Annotated in this window: 22 protein-coding genes; 9 read left to right on the top strand and 13 right to left on the bottom strand. The window is 58.8% G+C overall.

All coding sequences use genetic code 11. The annotated features are described in order from the left end of the window. The first annotated feature begins 154 nt into the window (after nt 1-154). On the top strand, nt 155-2,041 hold the full coding sequence (locus FDY93_RS04370) for a hypothetical protein (protein ID WP_138234506.1): 1,887 nt from the start codon (nt 155-157) through the stop codon (nt 2,039-2,041). A gap of 151 nt (nt 2,042-2,192) precedes the next feature. On the opposite strand, the gene FDY93_RS04365 is transcribed toward FDY93_RS04370, so the two are convergent. From FDY93_RS04365 to FDY93_RS19420, 3 genes are all read right to left on the bottom strand, one after another. After that, entirely contained in the window at nt 2,193-3,134 is a 942-nt protein-coding gene (locus FDY93_RS04365; protein WP_138234505.1) for a hypothetical protein, read from the bottom strand. 162 nt (nt 3,135-3,296) lie between these two features. Then, a complete protein-coding gene (locus tag FDY93_RS04360; protein ID WP_138234504.1) occupies nt 3,297-4,247 on the bottom strand; it encodes a hypothetical protein in 951 nt (316 codons plus the stop codon). Between the two features lie 142 nt (nt 4,248-4,389). Further along, on the bottom strand, nt 4,390-7,158 hold the full coding sequence (locus tag FDY93_RS19420) for a hypothetical protein (RefSeq protein WP_171018867.1): 2,769 nt from the start codon (nt 7,156-7,158) through the stop codon (nt 4,390-4,392). A 414-nt stretch (nt 7,159-7,572) separates the two neighbouring features. Here FDY93_RS19420 and FDY93_RS04350 point away from each other — a divergent pair, with 414 nt between their 5' ends. Beyond that, complete coding sequence (locus FDY93_RS04350; RefSeq protein ID WP_138234503.1) at nt 7,573-7,956, top strand: RidA family protein; 384 nt, start codon at nt 7,573-7,575, stop codon at nt 7,954-7,956. A 93-nt stretch (nt 7,957-8,049) separates the two neighbouring features. Continuing rightward, entirely contained in the window at nt 8,050-8,880 is an 831-nt protein-coding gene (locus tag FDY93_RS04345) for an ATP-grasp domain-containing protein (RefSeq protein WP_138234502.1), read from the top strand. 90 nt (nt 8,881-8,970) lie between these two features. Here the strand turns inward: FDY93_RS04345 and FDY93_RS04340 are convergent, their stop codons facing one another. The 6 genes from FDY93_RS04340 to FDY93_RS04315 all read right to left on the bottom strand — a co-directional run bounded on the left by FDY93_RS04340 (nt 8,971) and on the right by FDY93_RS04315 (nt 13,759). Then, nucleotides 8,971-9,717: a TerC family protein gene (locus FDY93_RS04340; protein WP_138234501.1), complete on the bottom strand. Its 747-nt coding sequence runs from the start codon at nt 9,715-9,717 to the stop codon at nt 8,971-8,973. A gap of 82 nt (nt 9,718-9,799) precedes the next feature. Then, nucleotides 9,800-10,189: a SpoIIAA family protein gene (locus FDY93_RS04335; RefSeq protein ID WP_138234500.1), complete on the bottom strand. Its 390-nt coding sequence runs from the start codon at nt 10,187-10,189 to the stop codon at nt 9,800-9,802. A 97-nt stretch (nt 10,190-10,286) separates the two neighbouring features. Further along, a complete protein-coding gene (locus tag FDY93_RS04330) occupies nt 10,287-10,598 on the bottom strand; it encodes a hypothetical protein (protein ID WP_138234499.1) in 312 nt (103 codons plus the stop codon). Nucleotides 10,599-10,610: 12 nt separating this feature from the next. Next, nucleotides 10,611-11,339, bottom strand: coding sequence for an SIMPL domain-containing protein (locus FDY93_RS04325; RefSeq protein ID WP_138234498.1), 729 nt, complete (start codon nt 11,337-11,339; stop codon nt 10,611-10,613). A gap of 163 nt (nt 11,340-11,502) precedes the next feature. Further along, on the bottom strand, nt 11,503-13,020 hold the full coding sequence (locus FDY93_RS04320; RefSeq protein ID WP_138234497.1) for an aldehyde dehydrogenase: 1,518 nt from the start codon (nt 13,018-13,020) through the stop codon (nt 11,503-11,505). A gap of 214 nt (nt 13,021-13,234) precedes the next feature. Then, entirely contained in the window at nt 13,235-13,759 is a 525-nt protein-coding gene (locus FDY93_RS04315) for an asparaginase (protein ID WP_138234496.1), read from the bottom strand. 220 nt (nt 13,760-13,979) lie between these two features. On the opposite strand from FDY93_RS04315, the gene FDY93_RS04310 reads away from it, so the two are divergent. The 4 genes from FDY93_RS04310 (at nt 13,980) to FDY93_RS04295 (ending at nt 16,513) form a co-directional block, all read left to right on the top strand. Then, entirely contained in the window at nt 13,980-14,591 is a 612-nt protein-coding gene (locus FDY93_RS04310) for a Crp/Fnr family transcriptional regulator (RefSeq protein WP_246068454.1), read from the top strand. An 82-nt stretch (nt 14,592-14,673) separates the two neighbouring features. Continuing rightward, the gene (locus FDY93_RS04305) at nt 14,674-15,300 is read left to right on the top strand and encodes an NAD(P)H-dependent oxidoreductase (RefSeq protein ID WP_138234495.1); all 627 of its coding nucleotides are present in this window, start codon (nt 14,674-14,676) and stop codon (nt 15,298-15,300) included. A gap of 1 nt (nt 15,301) precedes the next feature. Continuing rightward, nucleotides 15,302-15,739 carry a DMT family transporter gene (locus tag FDY93_RS04300; RefSeq protein WP_246068453.1) on the top strand — a complete coding sequence of 146 codons (438 nt, stop codon included), beginning with the start codon at nt 15,302-15,304 and terminating at the stop codon, nt 15,737-15,739. A 3-nt stretch (nt 15,740-15,742) separates the two neighbouring features. Continuing rightward, entirely contained in the window at nt 15,743-16,513 is a 771-nt protein-coding gene (locus FDY93_RS04295) for a GNAT family N-acetyltransferase (RefSeq protein ID WP_138234494.1), read from the top strand. 81 nt (nt 16,514-16,594) lie between these two features. On the opposite strand, the gene FDY93_RS04290 is transcribed toward FDY93_RS04295, so the two are convergent. Next, nucleotides 16,595-17,257 (bottom strand): fumarylacetoacetate hydrolase family protein, encoded by a 663-nt coding sequence (locus FDY93_RS04290; RefSeq protein ID WP_138234493.1) that lies wholly within the window; start codon nt 17,255-17,257, stop codon nt 16,595-16,597. Between the two features lie 148 nt (nt 17,258-17,405). Between FDY93_RS04290 and serA the strand changes: the two genes are divergently transcribed. Further along, a complete protein-coding gene (serA, locus tag FDY93_RS04285; RefSeq protein ID WP_138234492.1) occupies nt 17,406-18,638 on the top strand; it encodes a phosphoglycerate dehydrogenase in 1,233 nt (410 codons plus the stop codon). A 170-nt stretch (nt 18,639-18,808) separates the two neighbouring features. Continuing rightward, nucleotides 18,809-19,723 carry an EamA family transporter RarD gene (gene rarD / locus FDY93_RS04280; RefSeq protein ID WP_138234491.1) on the top strand — a complete coding sequence of 305 codons (915 nt, stop codon included), beginning with the start codon at nt 18,809-18,811 and terminating at the stop codon, nt 19,721-19,723. 18 nt (nt 19,724-19,741) lie between these two features. Here the strand turns inward: rarD and FDY93_RS04275 are convergent, their stop codons facing one another. The 3 genes from FDY93_RS04275 to FDY93_RS04265 all read right to left on the bottom strand — a co-directional run bounded on the left by FDY93_RS04275 (nt 19,742) and on the right by FDY93_RS04265 (nt 23,245). Beyond that, entirely contained in the window at nt 19,742-20,719 is a 978-nt protein-coding gene (locus tag FDY93_RS04275; protein ID WP_138234490.1) for an alpha/beta hydrolase, read from the bottom strand. Between the two features lie 69 nt (nt 20,720-20,788). Continuing rightward, nucleotides 20,789-21,853 carry a class II fructose-bisphosphate aldolase gene (gene fba, locus FDY93_RS04270; RefSeq protein WP_138234489.1) on the bottom strand — a complete coding sequence of 355 codons (1,065 nt, stop codon included), beginning with the start codon at nt 21,851-21,853 and terminating at the stop codon, nt 20,789-20,791. 219 nt (nt 21,854-22,072) lie between these two features. Next, nucleotides 22,073-23,245, bottom strand: a complete 1,173-nt coding sequence (locus tag FDY93_RS04265; protein ID WP_138234488.1) for a phosphoglycerate kinase — start codon at nt 23,243-23,245, stop codon at nt 22,073-22,075. Nucleotides 23,246-23,516: the final 271 nt, after the last annotated feature.

Here is a 23,516-nt window from a genome sequence, read left to right as displayed (position 1 = left end):
AATCCAAGCGTGGTATAACCCATTCCGCCAGATAATTGCGCGCTGAGTCACAGTTACCAGTGCGACCAGTCACCGTTTTTTTCATCAGTAACACCGATAATCCGCGGCGTTAGTAGTGCGGATTCATGAGTATTTAAAACAAGAGGGGACAAGCATGGCGTTCGATTATGGATCGATCGACCTTGGGCTTAAAAATCCATTCAAAACCGAAGGCACTGTCACCGCCATCCGCGGCGGCCTGCAGACCATTTCCGGTCTGGTGCTGCTGATTTCTGCCGCGGGCACGGTCAAAGAAAATGCCGGTGCCGGCTGGATACTGATGGCGTTCGGCCTGTTTCTGTTAGGCTCGGGCATCCGTGTACTCGCTGGCGGTATTTACGCGGTGCTGCGTTACTTCGTGGGCCGCAACCACCCCACCTCGCTGGCCCCAAACCGCAGCAAATCGGAAAGCAGTACCGCCAAGGAAGAGGCCGCCTATGTGGCCTACAACGCGCAGCAGCTGGAAGAAATGCTCATTGGCCGCAAGAATGCGACATTTACCGAGCCACAGGGATTCCTGGCGCGCCTGTTACACACCTTCATCCCCAAATTGCTGTTTATGCCCTACCCGGTGCGCAACTTCGCCCAGCGTTTGTTCGGAGCCTGGACCAGTACGCTGTTCGCACTTGTGGCTTTTGCCCTGGTGGCATTCGTATCCCTGGCGGGTTTCGCCGGCACAGCCGGGGAGCTGCTGTTCCCGGTATATTCCGTGCTGCTGATGGTCTATCTGCTGGCAATCTGGCGGCGCGCGGGCAAGCCGATCCAGCGCAGTGCCGAGCACAACATCGAATCTCTCGGCGGCGGCACACTGTCCCGAGCAATTACCCTGGCCCTGATCGTGCCCGTGTTGGCCGGCCTCGCCGTCTCCTGGATGCTTGCCAAGAGCCGTGTCACCCCGGAGCAACTGGACGGCTTCCTGGCCCAGGTGCCCAACCTGAATCCGGGACTGTACATCATTTCCGCACTTTTGCTCGGCGCGGCCAGCGGTGCGCTGTGCTTTGTACTTTTGCGCCAGCGCCTCACCGTCGCCAATCCGGTGGCAGAGGTATCGGAATTGCGCGAGAACTGGCAGGAGTCGGTTCACCCGAACGAAATTTTCATCAATCTCGACAACCTGGTAATGGCCAACCGCCGCTACAAGGAAGTTCCCAATCGCGTGTACCGCGAACTCGACCCGCAGCTGCAGGAACAGACCGATGGCAAGGGCGGGTTTCGCGGTGAAATGATTCAGGAGGTCCAGCCCCGCGTAAAGCCCATGGAACTCGGCGAGACCTTCCGCAAAGCGCGTTTTGCCGCCCTGATTGCGGGCAATGTTCTGAGCATAATCGCCATCGCCTTCACGCTGATGCTGGCTTACAAGGCGGTGGATATTTACAGCTTCATTGCCAATCCCGCTACCGGCTCAATCAAGCAGATCCTGAACAGCGAGCAGGTGTTCACGCTGCTGGGCCTCAGCATGGGCGCAGTGCATATCCTCCTGATTGGCTTCCTGTTGAAGTCCTTTGGACAACTACTCTCTAACGCGGCGCACCTGCACTTTGCCGAGATCCAATTTGAATCCCTGCTGGTGTATTTCAAATGTGAGGGCACCTTTACCGAATCGAAGATTTCCACTGGTACCGGTATTCACGACAGCACCCGCTCCGAGAACACCCTGGTGCGCAGCAGCATTACCCCCTGGGTGGTTGTATCTCGCATCGTTTCCAGCACCTTCGCCTCAACCGGCATGAAAAATCTGGAGCATCCGCGTCACATTCTGGAAATGCACCGGGACGAGCGCGAACTTCAGAGCATCAAGAATGACGTGGTGAATTTCCTGAAGGATCGCGAGTCCATTGCCTCCATCACCAGCAACCGCGACTTGGGCAACGCCTCGCAGATTCACCAACTGAATCAGCAGACCCGCGCCATGCCCGACGATCACAGTCTGGTACACGACGAGGAAGCGGCGGGCTTCCTTCGCAAGGAAGCGGAAGCAAAGCTGCCGGAAACGGATAAGTAACGCTCAACAGGCGATATAACAAAAAGGCCGCAGATTAGTCATCTGCGGCCTTTTTGTTTTTACTGACAGTCACACCCAAGTACATGCCGGAGTCGAGAGCATAACGAAATACTACCCGATACCGTCAAGAGCTCCCGGCCCTGGCAAAGACTCAGTTTTTAACCACTCTGATGCCAATACCCATATGGTCGGTAACCGCAGCGGCGAGACTGCCGTTTTCACCAGCCACTTCCGTGCACTGGGACAGATAGACCAGATCTTCGATGGTTACCGTCGCGGTATTGTAGACAGCTACATCGTATTTTTTTGAGGCATTACTGTTGGTGCCACCAAAGCTGCGCTGGTGGGCGTCTTCCGGCTGAATATCCTTCCCCTGGTGAAACACCGAAAAATTCTGCCCGGTCGCCGCGGACACCACTTCCTGGGTGTAGCCAAGGCGCGGTTGGTTGGTGTCGCCCATGATGACATCGATCACACCGCCACCGGCAACGCCCAGTAGAGAGTCTTGAATATCGCGGTAAAACTTTTTCGTGAGCGCTTCCTGGGTGGCCACGCTGTTCGGAACATGCACAAACAGAGCGCGGATTCCATCGCTCTTAATGGCGATCCAGCCCATCCCCTGCCCGAGAATCTGGTGGCTGCCACTGCCGTTGGTATGTACGCTGAAACTGTTGCACGCCTTGCCGGAACTGAAGGCACCGAGCAGGTTGCCGGCGTGATTCTGCATGCTCTGCCAGTCGCTATGATTGCCATCCATTTCCCCGTAGACCATCAGGCTGCACTGCCCGAGGGAGCGGATCAGATGCTGGTGAGTCTGTCGCGCCTTACCTTCCACCATCTTGCGAAAGTTCACATCCGTGTGTTTACCTTTTTGGATGTAGTTTTTTTGCGCGCTGGGCAGTAACTGCGCGGGGCCGTGTATCGGTATATCCGGCGCCGCACTGTCGGCAACCGGCATCGCCAGCATCCAGCGGCCGCCGCCGGCGGCGATGTTGTTGTGGGTACTCTCGGTAAACCGTTGTGAGTTCGATGCGTGTACACCGCGATCGGTATTGTTGCCGGAATTGAGGGATTGATAGGCAAAGACGGGCACGACAGTCACCTCCTGTGATTGTATTCAGTCCGTGATGGCGTCCGCCCGTCGGCGTTGGCGGAGGCCGTTGGAAAACCGGCCCGTATTACATCACTTATTGCCGCCAAGCTCAGCAATTATAAAATCGTGTCAGAGTGAATTTTCTACGTGCGTCACACCGCTTTACCAATACGCCGCCACCGCCATGGCAATGGTCAGGCTGTGCGCCTTTTCCAGATCGGGATCGTCGAACCCCAGCTGTAATTTCCAAATGCCGTTGTCATCACCAACAGACAACAACCACTGCCGATCCACCAATTCGTATCCAAGATAGGGGTTTCCCGGGACATGGTCCCAGAGCAGCCCCGTCGTATAGCGCAGGTCGTTGCCGTAGTACTCGACATCGAGCTTCACGTCGGCGCCGCCTCGGGCATGTTCGGTGTAGCTGGCGAGCCCGTACATCGGCATTTTCTGCCGGAAATCTTCCAGCAGGCGCTTGCCGGAGAACAGTGGGTTCAGCTGTACCTTGTCTTCCACATCGCGGTCGATGGTGTCGAACTTACCGTACGTATGCGGCGCCAACTCCCAGTCGATGCGGTTGTATAAATCCTGCAGTTGTATCTGTATGGTGCGTTCACTACCGCTGTAGCCGACGGCGAGATCTGTCGTGAAGCCCCGCCCCTGGGGCATGTCGAACTGGTGTTCCAACAACAGGTCTTTGGTGTAGCGATAGTCGAGGTCGGCGGTACCGGAGAAAAAATCACCCTCCGCATTCAGGGTACCTGCTAGTTGCCCCGCCTGAAAATCGCTGGCCTCAAGCGCGGTGACACTGACACGCGCAAAGATGCCGCTTTGCCACCGGTGGCGGTAACCGATTTTGAACCCTTGCGCGCGCAGCTGGTCGATACGCAGGAAAACCGGCACATCCCCCTGTCTTGCAGGCAAGTTATTTTCATTGCGGTAATACAGGTCCGCAGTGTCGCGGTTGTATTCGAGGCGGTAGTCAAAACGCTGGGTGTAGCCGACCGTCCAGTTGCCATAGTTGGCACCCAGCTCCAGACGGTTGCGCGTCCAGGTGCTGTCGCCGGCGCTGGGGGCGTTTTTCCAGTCACCGGCAAATTCACTGATCGGCAATGCTTCACTAACGGTGCGGCTGGTAAAATCCAGCGTGATGCCGGCCGGCTGGGCGACGGACTGTACAGGCAGGCTCGCAGACGCCAGAACAAGAAGAGGCCACCAATGGTGGCCTCTTGCATGACGTTGCGATCGCCCCCGCTTAGAGCAGAGTTTCGATGGCATTGTCGATCCAGGTAATCACGTAGATATCGTCACCTTCTTCCGTCAGGGTGCCGTAGACGGTGCCATCCTTGCTAATGGTGCCGGCGGCTTCGCCTTCGCTGCTGAAGGTCAGCTCGAACACGCTGCCTTCGCCATCGGTGAGCAAAATTACCGGCGCGCTGTCTTCGCCCTCGTAGGTGTACTCCACACGTAGAGAATCACTGCCCCATGCCAGCGCAAGTGACAGATCTGCCACCTCGTACCCGGTGCGCTTGAGCACCAGTTCGATATCCATCTCCGGCAGGGTAGCGGAGAGTTTTCCGCTGGCATTTGCACGGAAGGTGGCTTTGGCATAACGGCCTTCGGCGTCCACATCCATTTCCGGATAAATGAGTGTCGCGGAGATGGCACCTGTTGCGGCATCGGAAGGCACAATGGAAGCAAAGCCGAGTGTTTCGTACCAGTCGTCAGGTCCCGGGACATAGGTGCCCTCTCCCGGCACACGCGCCTTCAGGCTGCCGGCCAACAACCACTCGCCATAGTACTCGTCGAATGCCACACGGATATCCTGTTGAACGCCGGTGTCTTGCGCGAGAATGCTGTAGTAGCAAATACCGTTCTCCCAGTTCCATGCAAAGTCCAAGCTCCAGCAATCGTCATAGGACATCTGCTCAGTGGTAGCGAGGCCCCCAAAGTAAGTACGCGCAGGAAGATTACACTCTGCTTCACCGATTACACTGACACATTCGGCTGCGATGTAGTAGTCGGTATAGGTTTCGGTTGAATCCACTGACAAGGTATACCGGGCGACGACCTGATTTGCTTCGGTACCGAAAGTCACTGTCAGGCTGTTATCCGTTTCGTCGTAAACATAGCTGACAAGATTCTCTCGCTGATAGCCACTCGGGTAAAAGCCGTACTCATTGACGTTGTCGATGGTCAGGGTAACACCCGCCGTTACGTCTGTGCCCTTCGCCTTGTCGGTAAATGTACCCTGCAGGGACAGTTTTTCCGGTAACAGCAAAAGCGCGTCGTTATCCGGCATCATTTGCTGATAGGACTCGCCTTCGCTCAATGCCAGCGCAACCGCACCTTCAAAACCGTAGCTGGCATTTTCCAGGCTACCGTTCACTGCAATGCTGACACTCTCGATTATCGGATCGCCTTCAGTATCTTCGGCAAAGGATTCCGCCAATGCCAGGGTTACTTTAGAGCCATCACCCAGCGCAAACCGATTATCTCCGAGCACCGCCGCGCCTTCGATGGAGAGGATATTTTCTCCCGCAGGCATGGAAATGCTACCGGGCTCACCGCTCAGGTCGGGAAGGGTAATTGTGATATTTACCGCGACCTGGTCATCCGTGGTGAAATGGCTGCCATCCAGATCATAGACGCCGTTGCTTAGGGTCCACACAGTGCCATTTTTGACAATGCTGCCAGCGGGAAAGTGCGCCATAGCGCTCGCGCGTGAGTCGTAGTCGGTATCTTCGAGATACTTGTCCCAGAGATAGCCCGCCGCGTCGCTGAGGTTGAAGAAGGGTGTTTCAAGCGCAGGCTCTACACCGAACTCTACTGCGGAAATCTGATTGACCAGTACATCGCTGACTTCGCGGAAGGCGGTCAATACATGCTGGGTTTCACTGTCGAGAAGCGACTCGGCACTTTGCAGTTTCACCACAATGTTGTCCGGATTGTAACTCTCGGAGTCCACATCGATTTCCGCATTTATAGCAGCCAGGGCTTCTACGGAAACTTTACGCGCAGTAGCAACCAGAGCCTTGGCTTGTTGCAGATTAGTGGCCAGCTCTCCGCTGAACTCTATCGGTGGCAGGCAGGTTCCACTGTCACTGCAGTTGTCTTCTATCGCACTGGCAATATCTTGTCCTGCGCCAGCCGCGGCATCGGCAACACCGCCCAGTGCAGTGTTATTGGCACCGGCGGTTTCCGCCACTAAGGTAATAGCATTGCTGATTCCCTGCAGCGCAGTGGCGCCTATCGCGTTGGAAGCAAAGCCTGCGGTCAAGCCCGCCAATTGTGCCGCTACATCTCCGTCTGCCGCTTGCTCTATCGCGGCGTTAACCAGTGCAAAGCGCAACTGCTGCTCGTTCGCCTCAGTAGCCTTGGTAAGATCCACCGGCGCAATCGTATCCGGGTTGGCATCCAGCCCCAGGGCATTTTTTACAAAGCTGTTGGCCGCAGCAATGCTCGCCTGGTCAAGTTGAACTCCCGCCTTTTCAGAAACCAGCGTAGTCAGCGCGGTAATGCTACTGGATACTTCGGTCGCGGTTTCGTCTACGTACACGACGGAACTCAGTTCATAATCCAGCGCATATTGCTCGCCGAACTCAATCACACCGTCGCTATCGGTGTCGGCATCATCGGTACCGGCGGCGCGACAGCTGGCAGTGTCACAGGTCACCATCGCCTTGCCTTCGGCCGGATTCGTCAGCACCAGCTTTACCGCACCGCTATACCTTCCGAGATCGATACGGTAACTACCATCGGCCGCAGTAGTGGCAGTACCGATCACGGTACCATCCGCTTTGTGCGCCTCCACAAGTGCGCCAGAAATGATGCCCTTGGCCGCAGTGCCGCCAATTGAAACCGGGCTGCCGTTGCCGCCGCTAGAACTGGAGGAACTCGAGCTGCCACCACTGCTGGAACTACTGCTTGAGCTGCCACCGCCGCCATCGGAGCTTCCGCCACCGCCGCCTCCACAGGCAGTGAGCGCCGTGACCGCCAAGGCCAATGCGAGTTTCTTGTACATTCCTATTTTCCCCCGTTCCTTTAACAAAGAGTCACTCAGATAACTCCCGCAGTCCGTATTCCAGGTCCGCAGACTGCGGTACGAACCGTGTGACTTACTCAAACAAAGCCGCGCCAAGTGTGTGATGCAATTCTCATTGGCCGCGCCGGGGCACATGATGCATGACACAAAAGCGCGCCACAATGGCTCTATTTCGTTATTTTTACCGCTAGAATCAGATAAAAATTGCTCAACCTGGCCATTCAACGCTCAAAGGTGCTAATAAGCACCCAACACCGCATTCGCGCTCCCCGACACCTTGTGCCACTAGGGGATTTCTCTGGCCTATGGCATCATCCCGCGCCCAACCTGTAACCGGCCACACCCGTGGCGCTTTATCGGCTCTCCCAGAGCCTTTCTCCAAGGAGCATTTCTGTGAGCAGAAAACTGATTTCCAGCGGATCGGAGTTTGAAAGCAAGATCGGCTATTCCCGTGCGGTAGTGGACGGCGACTATGTGTTTGTCTCCGGCACCACCGGTTTCAACTACGCAACCAACAGCATCAGCGACAGCGTGGTGGAGCAGGCGGACCAGTGTTTCGCCAACATCGAGCAGGCCCTGCAGCAGGCCGGTGCCAAGGTGGCGGACATTGTGCGCGTGACCTATATCCTGCCAAACCGCGATGACTTCGAACCCTGCTGGCCGGTGTTCCAGAAGTGGCTGGGTGACGTGCGGCCGGCCGCCACCGTGTTTGAAGCGCGCCTGCTGAATGATGCGATGAAGATCGAAGTACAGGTGACCGCACGGTTACCCAAATAGCGGCATTTTTCTCGCCGGCGGATATAAATCCGCTTGACGAAAAACCCGGGCCGCCGTAAAAACGCGCATCTCAACTTGTGTGTGTTTTGACCGGTGGCTTGGATCTCTTTTGACGTATTCAGAACCCTCGGTTTCGCAGATACCCTGCAACTGAAACCCGAAGAAGTCTTCAAATACAAAGCGGAAATTGCCGAGGCGGAATGGGTGCTGTTCCCCGAGTACTGGCAATTGAACGCGCTGACCTATGGCCTCAAGGCCCGCGTCTTTCCCAGTGAAGCCAGCTACCGGCTGGGACACAACAAGATCGAAATGACCCGCGCTTTCGAGCTTGTTGCACCAGGCAATACGCCCAGCACACGCATCCTCGCCAACACCCCGGAAAATGCCGCCCGTCTGTGGGAGGCCATGGACCACCCATTTGTCGCCAAGCTGCCGAAGGCTTCTCGCGGCTGCGGTGTATGGCTGATCGAAAGCTGCGACGACTGGCGCAGTTACCTGGGAAAAACCGATGTGTTGTACGTACAGGAGTGGCTCCCCATCGACCGCGATATCCGTATCGTGATCGTCGGCGACCAGGTGGTGACGGCCTATTGGCGGCTGCAGGCAGCGCAGGGCTTTTACAACAACGTATCCAAGGGCGGCACGGTGGATCGCGCCCCGGTACCACAGGCGGCAATCGACCTGGCGCTGCATCTGGCGCGCACCCTCGACATCAATCACGCGGGCTGGGACATCGCCATGGTGGGTGAGCACCCCTATGTGATCGAGTTCAACCGCTTGTTTGGCAATCAGGGGATCGAGGGTGGCACAGCAAAACTGCGCGATGCCATTCTCCAATACCTACAGCAGAGTTCGACGCCCACCGGCCCCAATTACCCTACACGCCCGAGCACACCTCGGCGGCGCCTGCGACAGGTGGCGTGAGCGCAACCCTCCCCCGACCGGCGGCAGTTACATTGGGGAGTACAACAGCGATGGCAACCGGGAGGATGTAGCCTGCCGGTTTCCGTCTTTTCAGTCTTCCCGGTACGGCTTGCGCAGCTCCACCGCCTCCACCTGTTTCTTGCGCAGGCGGATATTGAGCATCTCCACGGCCACGGAGAACGCCATGGCGAAGTAGATATAACCCTTGGGTACGTGTACATCGAACCCTTCGATGATGAGTGTTACCCCCACCAGGATCAGGAACGACAGCGCCAGCATCTTGATGGTGGGGTGGCGGTCAACAAAATCGCCAATGGGCTTGGCCGCAACCAACATCACGCCCACTGCCAGGATGATGGCGATGGCCATGATGGAAACGTGGTCCACCAGGCCCACAGCAGTGATCACCGAATCCAGTGAGAACACGATATCCAGCACTGCGATCTGCACCAGCACCATACCGTAGGTCGCGGTGGCGACGCTGCTGTGCCCACCTTCGGCGCCTTCCAGGCTGTTGTGGATTTCGTGGGTGGCCTTGGCCAGCAGGAACAGGCCGCCGCCGATCAGGATGACATCGCGCCCGGAGATTTCCTCGCCGAACAGGGTAAACCAGGGCTGCGTAAGCCCCATGATCCAGGCGATGGAAAACAGCAGGGCCAAGCGGGTAAGCATCGCCAGTGCCAGGCCGATAAAACGCGCGGACTCGCGCTGTTTTTCCGGCAGGCGCCCTACCAGAATGGAAATGAAGATGATGTTGTCGATACCCAGGACAATTTCCAGGGCAGCCAGCGTGGCCAGCGCAATCCAGGCCTCCGGGCTTGCAATCCATTCGAACATACACAAATTCCTGTGACGTTATTGTGAGGAAGCCGGGCGCGATAACCGGGCCCGGCTGGGAGAATTAGAAACGGAAGGGAGTTTATGCGGTTTCTTGCAGCCACGCCAAGGCCGGCGCCCTGTCTTCGAAAAAGCGGGCCTCGCCGCCGATAAACCAGCTGCCGATTTTGGATGCGGTTTCCTGCCAGGATTTGTTGCCTACAATGGCCACGCGGTTGAACTGGCGCCCATGCTTCAAACCCAGCTTGAGATCGTCCCAAGCCGCGCGGATCTCCCAGCCTTCGAGCTCGCGCAAATCCATCAGCACATCGATTTTAGGGTGTTGCATACCGGCAATCGCGGACTCCAGCATCGGCACCAGGGTTTCGTAATCCTGATGTTCGAGTTTACCGCGGGCATGCATGGCGAGCAGCACCCGTTCGTCGCCGGTGCGCTGGATACTGATGGAAAATCCGTGCTGAAATTCGCTCATGGCGGAACCTGCTGGCGGAAGAATTCAATCTCCCCGCTGGTATAGGATGGCTTCCGCCAGAAGGCAAATTTCCGGCTCCCCGCTCAGTGGGAAGGGATCAATGGGAGAGAATGTCGACGATTTCGTGGGTGGCGTGCACCAGCCGCACCAGCTCGCCTTCAATCCGCACGGTGACCAGGCCGTGGCGGTCTACCGGTTGCACGATGACCGCATGACTGTAGATCGAATCTTCCAGTACATGGCCGCGCACCAGCTTCTTCTTCCAGCCGGGGGGCAGTTCACCACCGCGCTCTGCTTTCTTCTGCAGTCCCGGGGGAAGTTCACCGTTTTTGTCCGGCTTTGCAATCGCTGCGGTTGTTCCCATTGCCAAAGACGCGATCAGAAGTACTGAAAGAAGCGGATGTTGCATATCACTAACCTTTTAGTCTGCCAGGTAATACTCGATGGTGGATACCACCCGCACTTTCTTGATGTGCGGATTGTTCTTGTCGCGGTCGCCGATCGTGAACTGCCCCTGTGACGCGCGGCGGATCTTGCCCAGGCGACTGCCGGAATCCTCGGCAAATTTTTCCGCAACTGAGCGCGCCTGCTTGGTGGCCTCCTCGACCATCAGTGGTTTCACCTCGTTCAGACGGGTGAATATATATTCCGGTTGCGCCTGATAATTGCCCTGGGAAAAGACGATACCGTCGCGCCCCAGATTCGCGAGTCCGTTCATCGCTTCGCGCACTGTTGCCACCTTGTCGGAATATACGGTGACCGTCTGCAACGCGGTATAGCGGTATGGGGAATTCTCGTTGCCGCCGTATTGCTGCGCGGATTTGTCCGTGATTGACGGCATAGACACCGAGATCGCGGCGGCGTCGATCCCCTGCTGTTGCAGGAACTTTTGGATTTTCTCGCTGCTGCTGGCGATGGTCTGGTAGAGCGCCGCCAGGTCATTGTCCGCGGCGGTGAACTGGATCGGCCAGATGGCGATGTCCGCGGGGAACTCACGCTCCGCCAGCCCCTTGACCGTGACCGTGCGCTCGTAACCCTTGAACCGCTCCACCGCTTTCACAGTAAAGCCGCCCAACACAGCCAGGCCGAGCAGTACACCAATGCCCAGCAGGGCAGCGGCGGCAATATTGTTCCTGTTCCATTGAGTCACGGCGGCTCCCGGTCCCGATACAAAGTGCTTGTAGCATGTTCGCCCACAGCAGCTGAATCAAGTCTGAATCACGCAAAAAATTGCCGCCGCCGCGACATCCAGACCTGGCACAAAAAAGGCCGCGATAGCGGCCCAATAGAGTCGGATTCCGACGGTGCCGGGATCAACTGATATCAATCCAGGTGGATTTCAGTTCGCAGTACTTGTCCAGCGCGTGCAATGATTTGTCGCGACCATTGCCGGACTGTTTGAAGCCACCGAAGGGTACGGTGATGTCACCACCGAAGTAGTTGTTCACCCACACCGAGCCCGCGCGGATATCGCGCGCCATGCGGTGGGCGCGGCCGATGTCACGGGTCCAGACACCGGAGGCGAGGCCGTAGATGGAATCGTTGGCAATTTTCAGTGCCTCTTCCTCGGTTTCGAATTCAATCACCGACAGCACCGGCCCGAAGATCTCCTCGCGGGCGATCTTCATATCGCCGTTCACGCCGCGGAAAATGGTGGGCTGGTAATAGTGCCCCCCTTCCACCGCCGCAGCGGGCTTGCCACCACAAACCAGTCGCGCGCCCTGTTCCAGACCTTTCGCCACATAGAACTCGACAGTATCGAACTGGCTCTGGTCGATGAGCGCGCCCATCACAGTGTTCGGATCCTGCGGGTGGCCGGGCACAAAGCGCTCGGCGGCCTTGGCGACTTTCTCGATAAAGGTATCGGCAATGCTCTTTTCTACCAGCAGGCGGGTGCCGGCGGTGCAGGTTTCTCCCTGGTTGTAGAACACGGCCAGTGCCGCGGCCTCGGCGGCCTTGTCCAGATCGGCGTCGGCAAACACGATGTTCGGGCTCTTGCCACCCAGCTCAAGGAAGGTGCGCTTGAGGTTGGACTGGCCGGAGTACTCGGTCAGCGTCTTGCCCACCTCGGTGGAGCCGGTGAAGGTCAGGCCGTCGATATCCATGTGCAAACCCAGCGCCTTGCCGAGAGTGCTGCCGGGGCCCGGAAGTACGTTCAGCACGCCGTCCGGAAGACCGGCCTCCTTCGCCAGCCCCGCCAGTTTGATGGCGGTAAGCGGAGTGTTGGAGGCGGGCTTCAGGATCACGCTGTTGCCGGTGGCGAGCGCCGGCCCCAGCTTCCAGGCGGTGGTGGACAGCGGGAAGTTCCACGGCACGATGGCCGCTACCACGCCCAGGGGCATGCGGGTGATCAGGCCGATTTCGTTGGGGCCGGTGGGGGCGATTTCGTCGTAGATCTTGTCGATGGCCTCGGCGTTCCAGCGGATGGTGGTCACGGCGCTCGGCACGTCCACATTCATGGTGTCGCTGATGGGCTTGCCCGCATCGAGGCTTTCCAGCAGCGCGATTTCCACCTTGTTCTGTTCGATCAGCTCGGCAAAGCGCACCAGGATTTTCTTGCGGTCCATGGGCGGCATATGCGACCAGGCACCGGATTCAAAGGTATCGCGCGCCACTCTGACCGCGCGCTCGGCGTCTTCCGGGCCACAATTGGCGATCTGCGCCAGCACACGGCCATCGGCGGGGCTGGTACAGGGGCGGGTCTGACCGCTCAAGGCGTCCACGTACTCACCGTTGATAAAGGCGCGGCCCTCGATGGTGAGGGTTTCGGCCAGGGCGAGCCATTCCTGGAGCGTCTGTGGAACTGGCTTCTGGGTCCGGTTGTCGGTCATGCGCACCTCGATTCCTGGGTTGCAAAGTAAACTGAAGGATTGCTCAGTTTATATATGAAATGTGATCACAAATCAAAATCCGGGATTTGCAGCGCCGGAGTTCGCCTGACAAATTTTTGCTCCTGCAAAATTTGCATTTCTGCTGGGCGGCATCCCGCCGTCCATGGCGATCACAGCAGCTTCCTACAGGTTTCTAGGATAGACCGGGGATGGCTCAAACCGCCTCGAAGGTGCCGGCTTCCAGGTTTTTGCGCGCGCCGGGGATGGGGAACACCCGGTTGTGGAAGGCGATGTAGAAGCCGGGCTGCACGAGTCGCGCCGCCAACAGGGCTTCGGTAACGTTCTGGCGGGCGTCGGAATCGATAAAACCCATAGGCTTCATGGCGCCGGTAAAGACCACCGGGACTTTCGGCGTGCCCATCTTGGCGTGGCAGTAGTCCGCCGTCACGGACATGGTGTCAGTACCGTGCAGAATGACGATGGGATCCCCCTTCTCCGCAGTGCGGGCAATGGCGGTGCAGATCTGATCGCGGTCGCTGTCGTCCATTTCCAGAGAGTCCTTGTTGAGCACGCTCTCCAGCTCGAGATGGGTATAGGGCAGGCGCAGGCTGCTGATCAGACCGTCGCGAATGATGGAAGCGCGGTTCTTGAGGGTGCCATCGGATTCGCAATAACTCTTTTCGATGGTGCCACCGGTGGTGAGGATGCGGATGGTGGTCTTTTGGTTGAGATCTGTCATCGTTTTTCCCGCTGATTGAGTACAAGCCTGCGCATCTTAGAGGGGGTTGCGGAGCGGGACAATCTTAGTTTCAACCTGAACGACTCGCATCCTGTTTCGCGACTCGCGGTAAGCGGCCCGGTACAACGTCCGTTCTCCCCGCTTACCCTATATACTCTTCGCACTCCGACACCGGGACATAACCCGCGCCCCCAAGTTCCCACTAATCGCAGAGCTACCAGTGTCCGAACAAATAGAAGATGCCGCATTCTCTTCCCTGCGTCAGCAGCTCAATACCTACTATCCGCTGACTCAACGCACCTGGGCCGCCTATCGCCGGATCTGCAATCGGCGTCAGATCAATAAGGGGGCGATCCTCTACCCTGCAGGAGAAACACCGCGCTCCTTTGCCTATGTCTATCGGGGTCTGTTCCGCGCCTATGTGCTGGATAAGAAAGGGACCGAGTACAACAAAAATTTTTTCCCCGAGGGCCGCTTTCCCGGTGCCATGACCGCGCTGCTGCGGGGGGAGCCCTCGCAATTCGTCATCGAAGCGCTGGAAGATTCTGACATCATCGAAATTGATCACGCGGGGTATCGCCGGCTGCTGGAGGAATACGACGATCTCAAGCTGTATCACATCCAGTACCTTGAACGGCACTGGCTACTGGACAAGGACATCCGCGAAGTAACCCTGGTGCAGGATGACGCCGGCACACGCTACCAAAAATTTATGCAGGACTATCCGACCCTGGTATCCCGGCTGCCCCAATATCACATCGCTTCCCACCTGGGGGTTACCCCCACACAGCTCAGCCGAATAAGAAAAAAACGGATCGATCAACCTATGTAAATGCTTCTACCGCATCGGCTGCCTACACTCGCCCGCATCACACAGAGCCGCTCCGGCTCCGCTGGATACTCGGGAGAAAGCCATGCAACTGTTGTCCGCACTACACTGGCGCTACGCGGCGCGCCGCTTTACGCAGGCACGCCTGCCCGATCAGGTTATCCACAGCCTGGTCGAAGCAACGCGGTTGAGCGCATCATCCTATGGATTGCAGCCCTACCGCCTGATTCAGGTGGATTCCCCGGCGCTCCGCGCACAGCTGTTGCCCCATGCAATGGGGCAACAAAAGGTACTGGAATGCTCACATTTGCTGGTCCTCGCCACGGAAACCAACGCCGGTGACGCGACGGTTGATCGCTATATGGCCTTGCGAGGCCGCCTGCACGATCTGACACCGGAAGCACAGTCCGGCATGGCCGACCATATAAAAACAGTGCTGTCCGGGATGACGGTGACAGAACGCCAGGCGTGGGCCAGAGAGCAGGCCTTTATTGCCCTCGGCACACTGCTGACCGCCGCCGCGCTGCAGAACATTGACAGCTGCCCGATCACCGGATTCGAAGCGGCGGGTTTTGACCGGGTGCTGGGGTTGCCGGAACAGGGGCTGACCGCAACCGCGCTGTGCGTGCTGGGGCACCGCCACCCGGACGACGATCAGGCAGACCTCCCCAAAGTGCGCCTGGCACCGCGCGAATTCGTGCAGGTGGTGTAGCGTGTGGTTCGCTGCCCTGGCCATGACTGCCGGAGCCGCCATTGCGCTGCAGGCCGGCATGAACGCGCAACTGGGCGTCCTGCTGCGCAACTCCCTGCTCGCCACCGCCATCGTGTTTGGTATCAGCTGCCTGGTAACGACAGGTGCGGCCCTAACTGCGTTGCGACAACCCGTTTCGTATTCGGTACTCCAGGCGGTGCCGGTTTATCTGTGGTTTGGCGGATTGCTCAGTGCGTTTGGTGTAGGGATATTTTATTTCCTGATTCCCCGCATGGGCGTGGGACAGATGATGTCTTTTGCCCTGACCGGGCAAATTCTGGTGGCCATGATCAGCAGCCATTTCGGCTGGTTCGATCTTCCGCAAAAGCCAATCACCGGGGCCCGCGGGCTGGGTGTGGCGGCACTGGCAGCGGGCATATTGTTGATCAACTGGGAGTAACACATGGGTAAGCTATTGACGCCGGGGAATATGATTGAAGCCCACTTAAACGGCGACGCGCTGGACAAAGCCAATATCGACAACTTGACCGCGCTGTGGACGGCGATGGGGGCAACGCCCCTACCCGACCATGCCGGGGTGCTTGCCTGCGACCGCTGGCCAAACCGCTTCTGGTTTCCCCGAGAGGGTGCATTGCCAGCGGCCGAGTCTCTGAAGACACTGTTACGTCAACTACCCGCCCGCGCTATGGTGCCCGTTTTTGCACAAGATCCGGAGCTGGAGCAGGGACTGCGGGACGCTGGCTATGGAGTCGCTCTGGAACAGCAGGCGATGCATCTGGACCTGGCGCACTGGCAGCCGGCGCCGGCCGCTGGGGGACTGCCACTGCACCGGGTCCGCTCCGCCGATGAAGCGGCAAGCTGGACCGAGGTGTGCAGCGCGGCATTCAGCTACCACATCGACGCCGCGGTAATCGAACAGCTCGTCCGGCATCCCGATGCCAGCCTGTGGTGGGCGGAACGCAACGGTGAGATGGTGGCCACCGCATTGCTGTTTCGCACCGGAGTGGTCACTGGCATCCACATGGTGGGCGTGCCCGAGGATTTTCGCGGCCTCGGTATCGCGCGCTCACTAATGCAGGCGGTGCTCACCCACTGCCAAGCCTCCGGCGCACGCTACACCACGCTGCAGGCTTCGCGCATGGGCGAGGGGCTCTATCGACAACTGGGTTTCGAGCACCGTTTTCAGATCGCGAGTTTCCGCCGCAGTATCTAACCGCGCAAATACTTCGGTGACTGGCTATTTCTACCAGGTAATTTTGCACCCAGCTGTTTCGCGCCCGGCCCGCCGGGCGTATCACACCGCGCGAGACTCGATGAATAGCCAGTCGTCCTCCAGTCCCATCGCGATCTTATCCCCGGCCTTTAATTCACCCACACCGGCCGGGGTGCCTGTCAGCACCACATCGCCGGGCAGCAGAGTGAAATAGCTGCTGATATACGCCACCAGATCCAGAACCGGTGTCAGCATGTGGCTGGTCTTGCCGCGCTGGCGGATCTCATCGTTCAACCACAGGGTGTAGGTGAGGCTGTCCCAGTCTGGCAGCCAGTCCAGCTTTACAAACGACGACAGCGGGCAGGAGCCGTCGAATCCCTTGGCCTTTTCCCACGGGTGGCCCTGCTTTTTCAGGTCCGCCTGCAGGTCCCGCAGGGTCAGGTCCAGTGCCAGCCCGAGGCCGGCGATGGCCGGCGCCACTTCGGAGGCGTTGGCGTCCGTCAGTTTCTCGCCAATCAGCAGTGCCAGCTCGCCCTCGAAATGACAGCTGCCGCGGCCGCGCGGCAGGTGCACCGGCTCAGCCATGGGTACCGCCGCGGTGGCGGGCTTGATGAACAGCAGCGGCTCTTCCGGCACCGGGTTGTCGAGTTCCTCGGCGTGGGCGGCGTAGTTGCGCCCGACACACACGATCTTGCCGAGAGGCAGCTCGACGGGAGATTTGCAGGTGAAAGCGTGTTTATACATAACCAAATTCGATAACTAGGATAAAAATTGCGTATAAAGTTTTGCAAAGCCGTTGTGGTATGATGCCGCCCTCGCCGGGTCCCCGGCGATTCCCAACGACTTTCGCTAAACTGTCGCGGTTTTTTCGCGCTCGGCCAAGAGACCTGTTATGGCTCCTCAGACTTCTCTTCAGAAAGACAAAATCCGTATCCTGCTGCTGGAGGGTGTTCACCAGTCCGCGGTGGATCTGCTGTCTGCCCGTGGTTACACCAATGTGGAATACATCAAATCCGCGCTGCCAGAAGACCAACTGATCGAGAAGATTGCCGACGCGCATTTTGTCGGGATTCGCTCCCGCACCCAGCTGACCCGCAAGGTACTTGAGAGCGCACCCAAACTGATCGCCGTGGGCTGCTTCTGTATCGGCACCAATCAGGTGGACCTGAAAGCCGCCACCGAGCTCGGTATCGCGGTATTCAATGCACCTTACTCCAACACCCGCAGCGTAGCCGAACTGGTGATCGCCGAAGCGATCATGCTGCTGCGCGGCATCCCCGAGAAGAACATGGTATGCCACCGCGGCGGCTGGCAGAAATCCGCCGTGGGCTCTTACGAGGCCCGCGGCAAGACCCTGGGTATTGTCGGCTACGGTGCCATCGGCTCCCAGACCTCTGTCCTGGCCGAGGGCATCGGCATGCGCGTGATCTTCTTCGACGTGGTCACCAAGCTGCCGCTGGGCAACGCCTCTCAGGTGAACAGCCTGAACGAGCTGCTGGCGCAGTCTGACGTGGTCTCTCTGCATGTCCCAGAGCTGCCCTCCACCAAGTGGATGATCGGCGCCGAGCAGATCGCAAAGATGAAGAAAGGCGCGATTCTGATCAACGCCTCGCGCGGCACCGTGGTGGAGATCGAACCGCTGGCGGAAGCATTGAAGAGCGGCCACCTGGCCGGTACCGCCATCGACGTATTCCCGGTGGAACCCCGCGGCAACGACGACGAGTTCCTGTCGCCCCTGCGCGGCCTCGACAACGCTCTGCTGACCCCGCACGTGGGCGGTTCTACCGTGGAAGCCCAGGAAAATATCGGTGTGGAAGTATCCGACAAACTGGCGCTCTACTCCGACAACGGCACCACCACCAGCTCGGTGAATTTCCCCGAGGTGGCACTGCCCGGCCACGCCGGCGCGCACCGCCTGCTGCACATTCACAAGAACGTGCCCGGCGTGCTCGGCGCCATCAACCAGGTGTTCTCGGAAAACGGCATCAATATTTCGGCCCAGTACCTGCAGACCAACGAGACCGTCGGTTACGTGGTGATTGACGTGGATGCGGAGTACTCGGACCTGGCGCTGGAAAAACTGAAAAACATTCCCGGCACCCTGCGCTGTCGCGTACTTTTCTGATCCCCAATCTGATGGGCGCAGACTGACGGGCGCAGACGCGTCTGTTAAACTCTCCCGAACCCGGACGACGCACTGCACCAGCAGCTGCGAAGTCCGGGTTTCTTTTTCCCTGTCTTCCCGAATCTTACGGCCCACCGTTTTCCCATCCGGTGCGCCAAGGCGGTTTCCACGTGCAAAACCAGAATCCCGAATCCGCCGCCAGCGGTCTGCTGGCGGGCATTGGTGCCTTTCTTATCTGGGGGCTGGCACCACTGTATTTCAATTTGCTGGACGGTATTTCCGCACCGGAAATCCTGAGCCACCGCAGTATCTGGGCCTTTGTGCTGGCTCTACTGATGCTCGCGGCCATGGGCAAGCTGGAAGACCTGCGCGGCACGCTGCGCTCTGGCAGGAAAATGCGCACGCTGTTGCTGTCGACCCTGCTGATCGGCAGCAACTGGCTGGTATTCATCTGGGCCATCACCAACCAGCACATTCTGGATGCGAGCCTCGGCTACTACATCAACCCGCTGATCAGCGTACTGCTGGGTGTGCTGTTTATGGGGGAGAGGTTGCGCCCGCTACAGTGGCTGGCGGTGGCGATCGCCGCAGTGGGAATCAGCTATGAACTGTGGCAGTTCGGGCGGGTTCCAATGATCGCGCTGTTCCTGGCGCTGACCTTCGGTTTCTACGGCCTGGTACGCAAGCGCGCGCCGGTGGAAAGTCTCACCGGGCTCGCGGTGGAAACCCTGTACATGCTGCCGCTCGCCGTCGGCTTCCTGATCTGGACCGACAGCCCCAGCAGCAACCTGCTGCACAACAGCTGGGAACTGAACGGCCTGCTTTTGCTCGCCGGCCCCGTCACCCTGACGCCGTTGCTGCTGTTCAATATCGCTGCGCGCCGCCTCAACCTCTCCACCGTGGGTTTCCTGCAGTATCTGGGACCGACCCTGATGTTATTGCTGGCCACCTTTTATTACGGCGAACCGCTCAGCGATAACAAGCTCATCACCTTCGCCATCGTGTGGTTTGCGCTGCTGCTGTATTCCGCGGACGCACTGTTACAGCGGCGCAAACGGCACCAGCTGCGGAAGACGGCACTGTAGGGAAATCGAGAAGAGGAATTACTGCGCGAGCCAGCCGTCAAGGGCAGCGATGATCTGTTGCCGGTAGGGCTGGGTCTCATTGATCATCTGATGGCGCGCACCGCGCACGATGACCCGCTTGCTGTTGGGAAAACGGTCGCGGATCACGCGCATGTTGTAGCGCCAGTCTACGGTTTTGTCGTCGGTGCCCTGCACCACGAGAATCGGGCGCAGGTTGCGCTCGGACCTGGGAAACAGATGCAACCAGTCCACCATCGCCCCAAGCCAGCGAATCGACATCACCGGCGATTGCAGTGGGTCGCGGTGGGCCTGGCGGCGGGCGAATTCCGCATCGTGGGTATTGATATTGAAACCGCGATTGGGGCGAGGCATCAGGAAGCGTCCCAGGTAGAACATCCACTTGCGCAAATGCCAGTTGGCCGGGCGCACCAGCGGCGCGAGTAACATGACCTTGTCGAACGGCTGCCAGTGACTGAACTGCAGGTAGGCCAGCAGCGTGGCGCCACCGGTACTCTGCCCCAGCCCGTGCCAGGGTTGCGGCATACGGTCCCGCGCTCGCCACAGCAGGGCTTCCAGCACTTCCCGGTACTGCATGAAGCTGTCGATGGCCACCGGCTCACCGCTGGACAATCCGTGTCCGGGGAAATCCACCGCAACGACATTGAAACCGCGTTCGAGACCAAAGCGGATGGCGGAGGCGTAGACGCCGGTGTGATCGAAGTAGCCGTGGCAGATAAACAGGGTGCCTGTGGGGTTCTGCACCAGCCAGTACTGGGCGACGAGCTCAAAGCCGGCGGCGCTGAAAGTACCAATTCCGGTAGCGCTGGCTTCATCAAAATTCAGGCGATAGAAATTGCGGTAGGAGACTACCGATTTTGGCAGGGGCTGGTCGCAGGCGAAGTCCAGTTGCGGCAGTTGGCTGCGCAGGGCAGAGTAATCCGGCCGGCGGATAACCGGACTTATCTCGACGGCATTGAGGTCGTTGAGCAGATCCATGACCCAATGGTACTGCTTTTTCTAAAAAAAAGGCGAACCGAAGTTCGCCCTTTTTTCATGCCACTGAGATCAATTGATCTTCGGCACCAGTTCGCCTTTTTCATAGCGCTGGAACATGGTTTCCAGGCTGATCGGCTTGATCTTGCTGGCATTGCCGGCGGTGTTGAAGGCCTCATAGCGGGCCACACAGATTTCCTTCATGGCCTTGGTGGTGGCGGCGAGGAACTTGCGCGGGTCGAACTCAGATGGGTTTTCCGCCAGGAAGCGGCGCACCGCGCCGGTGGAAGCAAGGCGCAGGTCGGTGTCGATGTTGACCTTGCGCACACCGTATTTGATGCCCTCGCAAATCTGTTCTACCGGCACACCGTAGGTTTCCGGGATCTCGCCACCGAACTCGTTGATCACCTTCAGCCACTCCTGCGGTACGGAAGAGGAGCCGTGCATGACCAGGTGAGTATCCGGGATGCGGGCGTGGATTTCCTTGATGCGGTCGATGGCGAGGATGTCGCCTGTCGGTGGACGGGAAAACTTGTAGGCGCCGTGGCTGGTGCCACAGGCGATGGCGAGCGCATCCACCTGGGTTTTCTTGACGAAGTCGGCGGCTTCTTCCGGGTCGGTCAGCAGCTGGTCGTGGGACAGTTTGCCCTCGGCGCCGACACCGTCTTCCTCGCCGGCCATGCCGGTTTCCAGGGAACCCAGGCAGCCCAGCTCACCTTCCACAGACACACCGCACGCGTGCGCCATGTCCACCGCGCGGCGGGTCACGTCTACGTTGTACTCGTAAGAGGACGGAGTTTTGCCGTCTTCCATCAGCGAGCCGTCCATCATCACCGAGCTGAAGCCCAGCTGGATGGAGCGCTGGCACACGGCGGGGCTGGTGCCGTGATCCTGGTGCATGACCACCGGAATGTGTGGAAATTCTTCTACTGCGGCCAGGATCAGGTGGCGCAGGAAGGGGGCGCCGGCGTATTTCCGTGCGCCGGCGGATGCCTGCACGATGACCGGGGAGTTGGTCTGGTCCGCCGCCTCCATGATCGCGCGCATCTGCTCCAGGTTGTTAACGTTAAACGCGGGCACGCCGTAGCCGAACTCGGCAGCGTGGTCCAATAGTTGGCGCAAGCTGATTAAAGCCATGAAAAAAAACCCTTTCTCGTCGAAATTTAGCTGGTATTGGAGTGGGCCGCTCATAGAGGTCGGTAACAGAACTCTATGAGCGGCCCACTCAGTTGTGCGGTTCCTCGAGCCAGGCTCCGGCCGCATCTCTTTTTAATGATGGGTACTACTTACAAACGAGTACTTCTTGCTGCGCATCCGGGACGATTGCGCGTCCCGGATGCCCAATAACGCGGGTGATTACTCGCCGGCACGGGTTTCCAGAATCGCTACCGCCGGCAGCTCCTTGCCTTCCACATACTCAAGGAAGGCACCCCCTCCTGTAGAAATATAGGAAACCTGGTCGGCAATGCCGTACTTGTCCACTGCGGCCAGGGTGTCACCGCCGCCGGCAATGGAGAAGGCGTCACTCGCGGCGATGGCGCGGGACAGGTGCTCGGTACCGGCGCCGAACTGGTCGAACTCAAACACGCCCACCGGGCCATTCCAGATGATGGTCTTGGCGTTCTTGAGGATTTCCGCCAGCGCCGCGGAGGTGTCCGGGCCGATGTCGAAGATCATGTCGTCTTCGGCCACGGCGTCGGCCGGCTTGGTCTCCGCCGCGGCGGATTCACTGAATTCCTTACCGGTCACTACATCGGTGGGTACCGGGATATCGCATTTCTGCATCAGTGACTTGGCGGTGCCGATCAGGTCGTGCTCGCACAGGGACTTGCCCACCGGCTTGCCGCTGGCGGCGAGGAAGGTGTTGGCGATGCCGCCGCCCACGATCAGCTGGTCCACCTTGTCGGACAGGCTCTCGAGTACGGTCAGCTTGGTGGAGACTTTGGAGCCGCCGACGATGGCCACCATCGGGCGCGCCGGGTTCGCCAGTGCTTTTTCCAGTGCGTCCAGTTCCGCCGCCAGCAGCGGGCCGGCACAGGCGACGGGGGCGAATTTGGCCACCCCGTGGGTGGATGCCTGGGCGCGGTGGGCAGTGCCGAAGGCGTCCATTACGAAGATGTCGCACAGGGCCGCGTACTGCTTGGCCAGGGCCTCATCGTCTTTCTTTTCACCCTTGTTGAAACGCACGTTTTCCAGCAGGGCTACTTCGCCATTTTCCAGGGAAGCAAGTTCCGCACCGTTTTGCCAGTCTTTGATCACCGGCACGTCCTTGCCCAGCAGCTTGCCCAGATGCGCGGCCACCGGCGCCAGGGAGAACTCTTCCTCATACTCGCCCTCGGTGGGGCGTCCCAGGTGGGACATCAGCAGGACTTTGGCGCCTGCATCTACGGCGGCCTTGATGGTGGGCAGTGCCGCGCGAATACGCGCGTCGGAGGTCACCACTCCGTCTTTTACCGGCACGTTCAGGTCTTCGCGGATCAGTACGCGCTTGCCCGCCAGATCCTGGTCCTTCATCAATTTAACCGCCATAGCCAATCCTCATTTTGCTTTCTGGTTGCTGAATACTTACTCACTCCGACCTTCCCAGCTCAGGCCAGAGAAAGCGGGCGCGGATTATAAGCTGTTGCGATTGTCCCTGCCCACACAGGGGGGCACCGGGCATTCGGCGCGGAGTATATCAACCCGTTTTGTAAATGAATTACCGCACACTCAGCAAAACGATCTGACACCGCTGTCATTATTACAAGACGGCAAAAAAGTTCGCGGCGGTGCGTTGCCCGGGTAATTCCGGCTCTCTACC

The organism is Microbulbifer harenosus, assembly GCF_005771435.1.
Taxonomy (GTDB): domain Bacteria; phylum Pseudomonadota; class Gammaproteobacteria; order Pseudomonadales; family Cellvibrionaceae; genus Microbulbifer; species Microbulbifer harenosus.
This window is presented reverse-complemented; position numbering and strand designations above follow the sequence as displayed.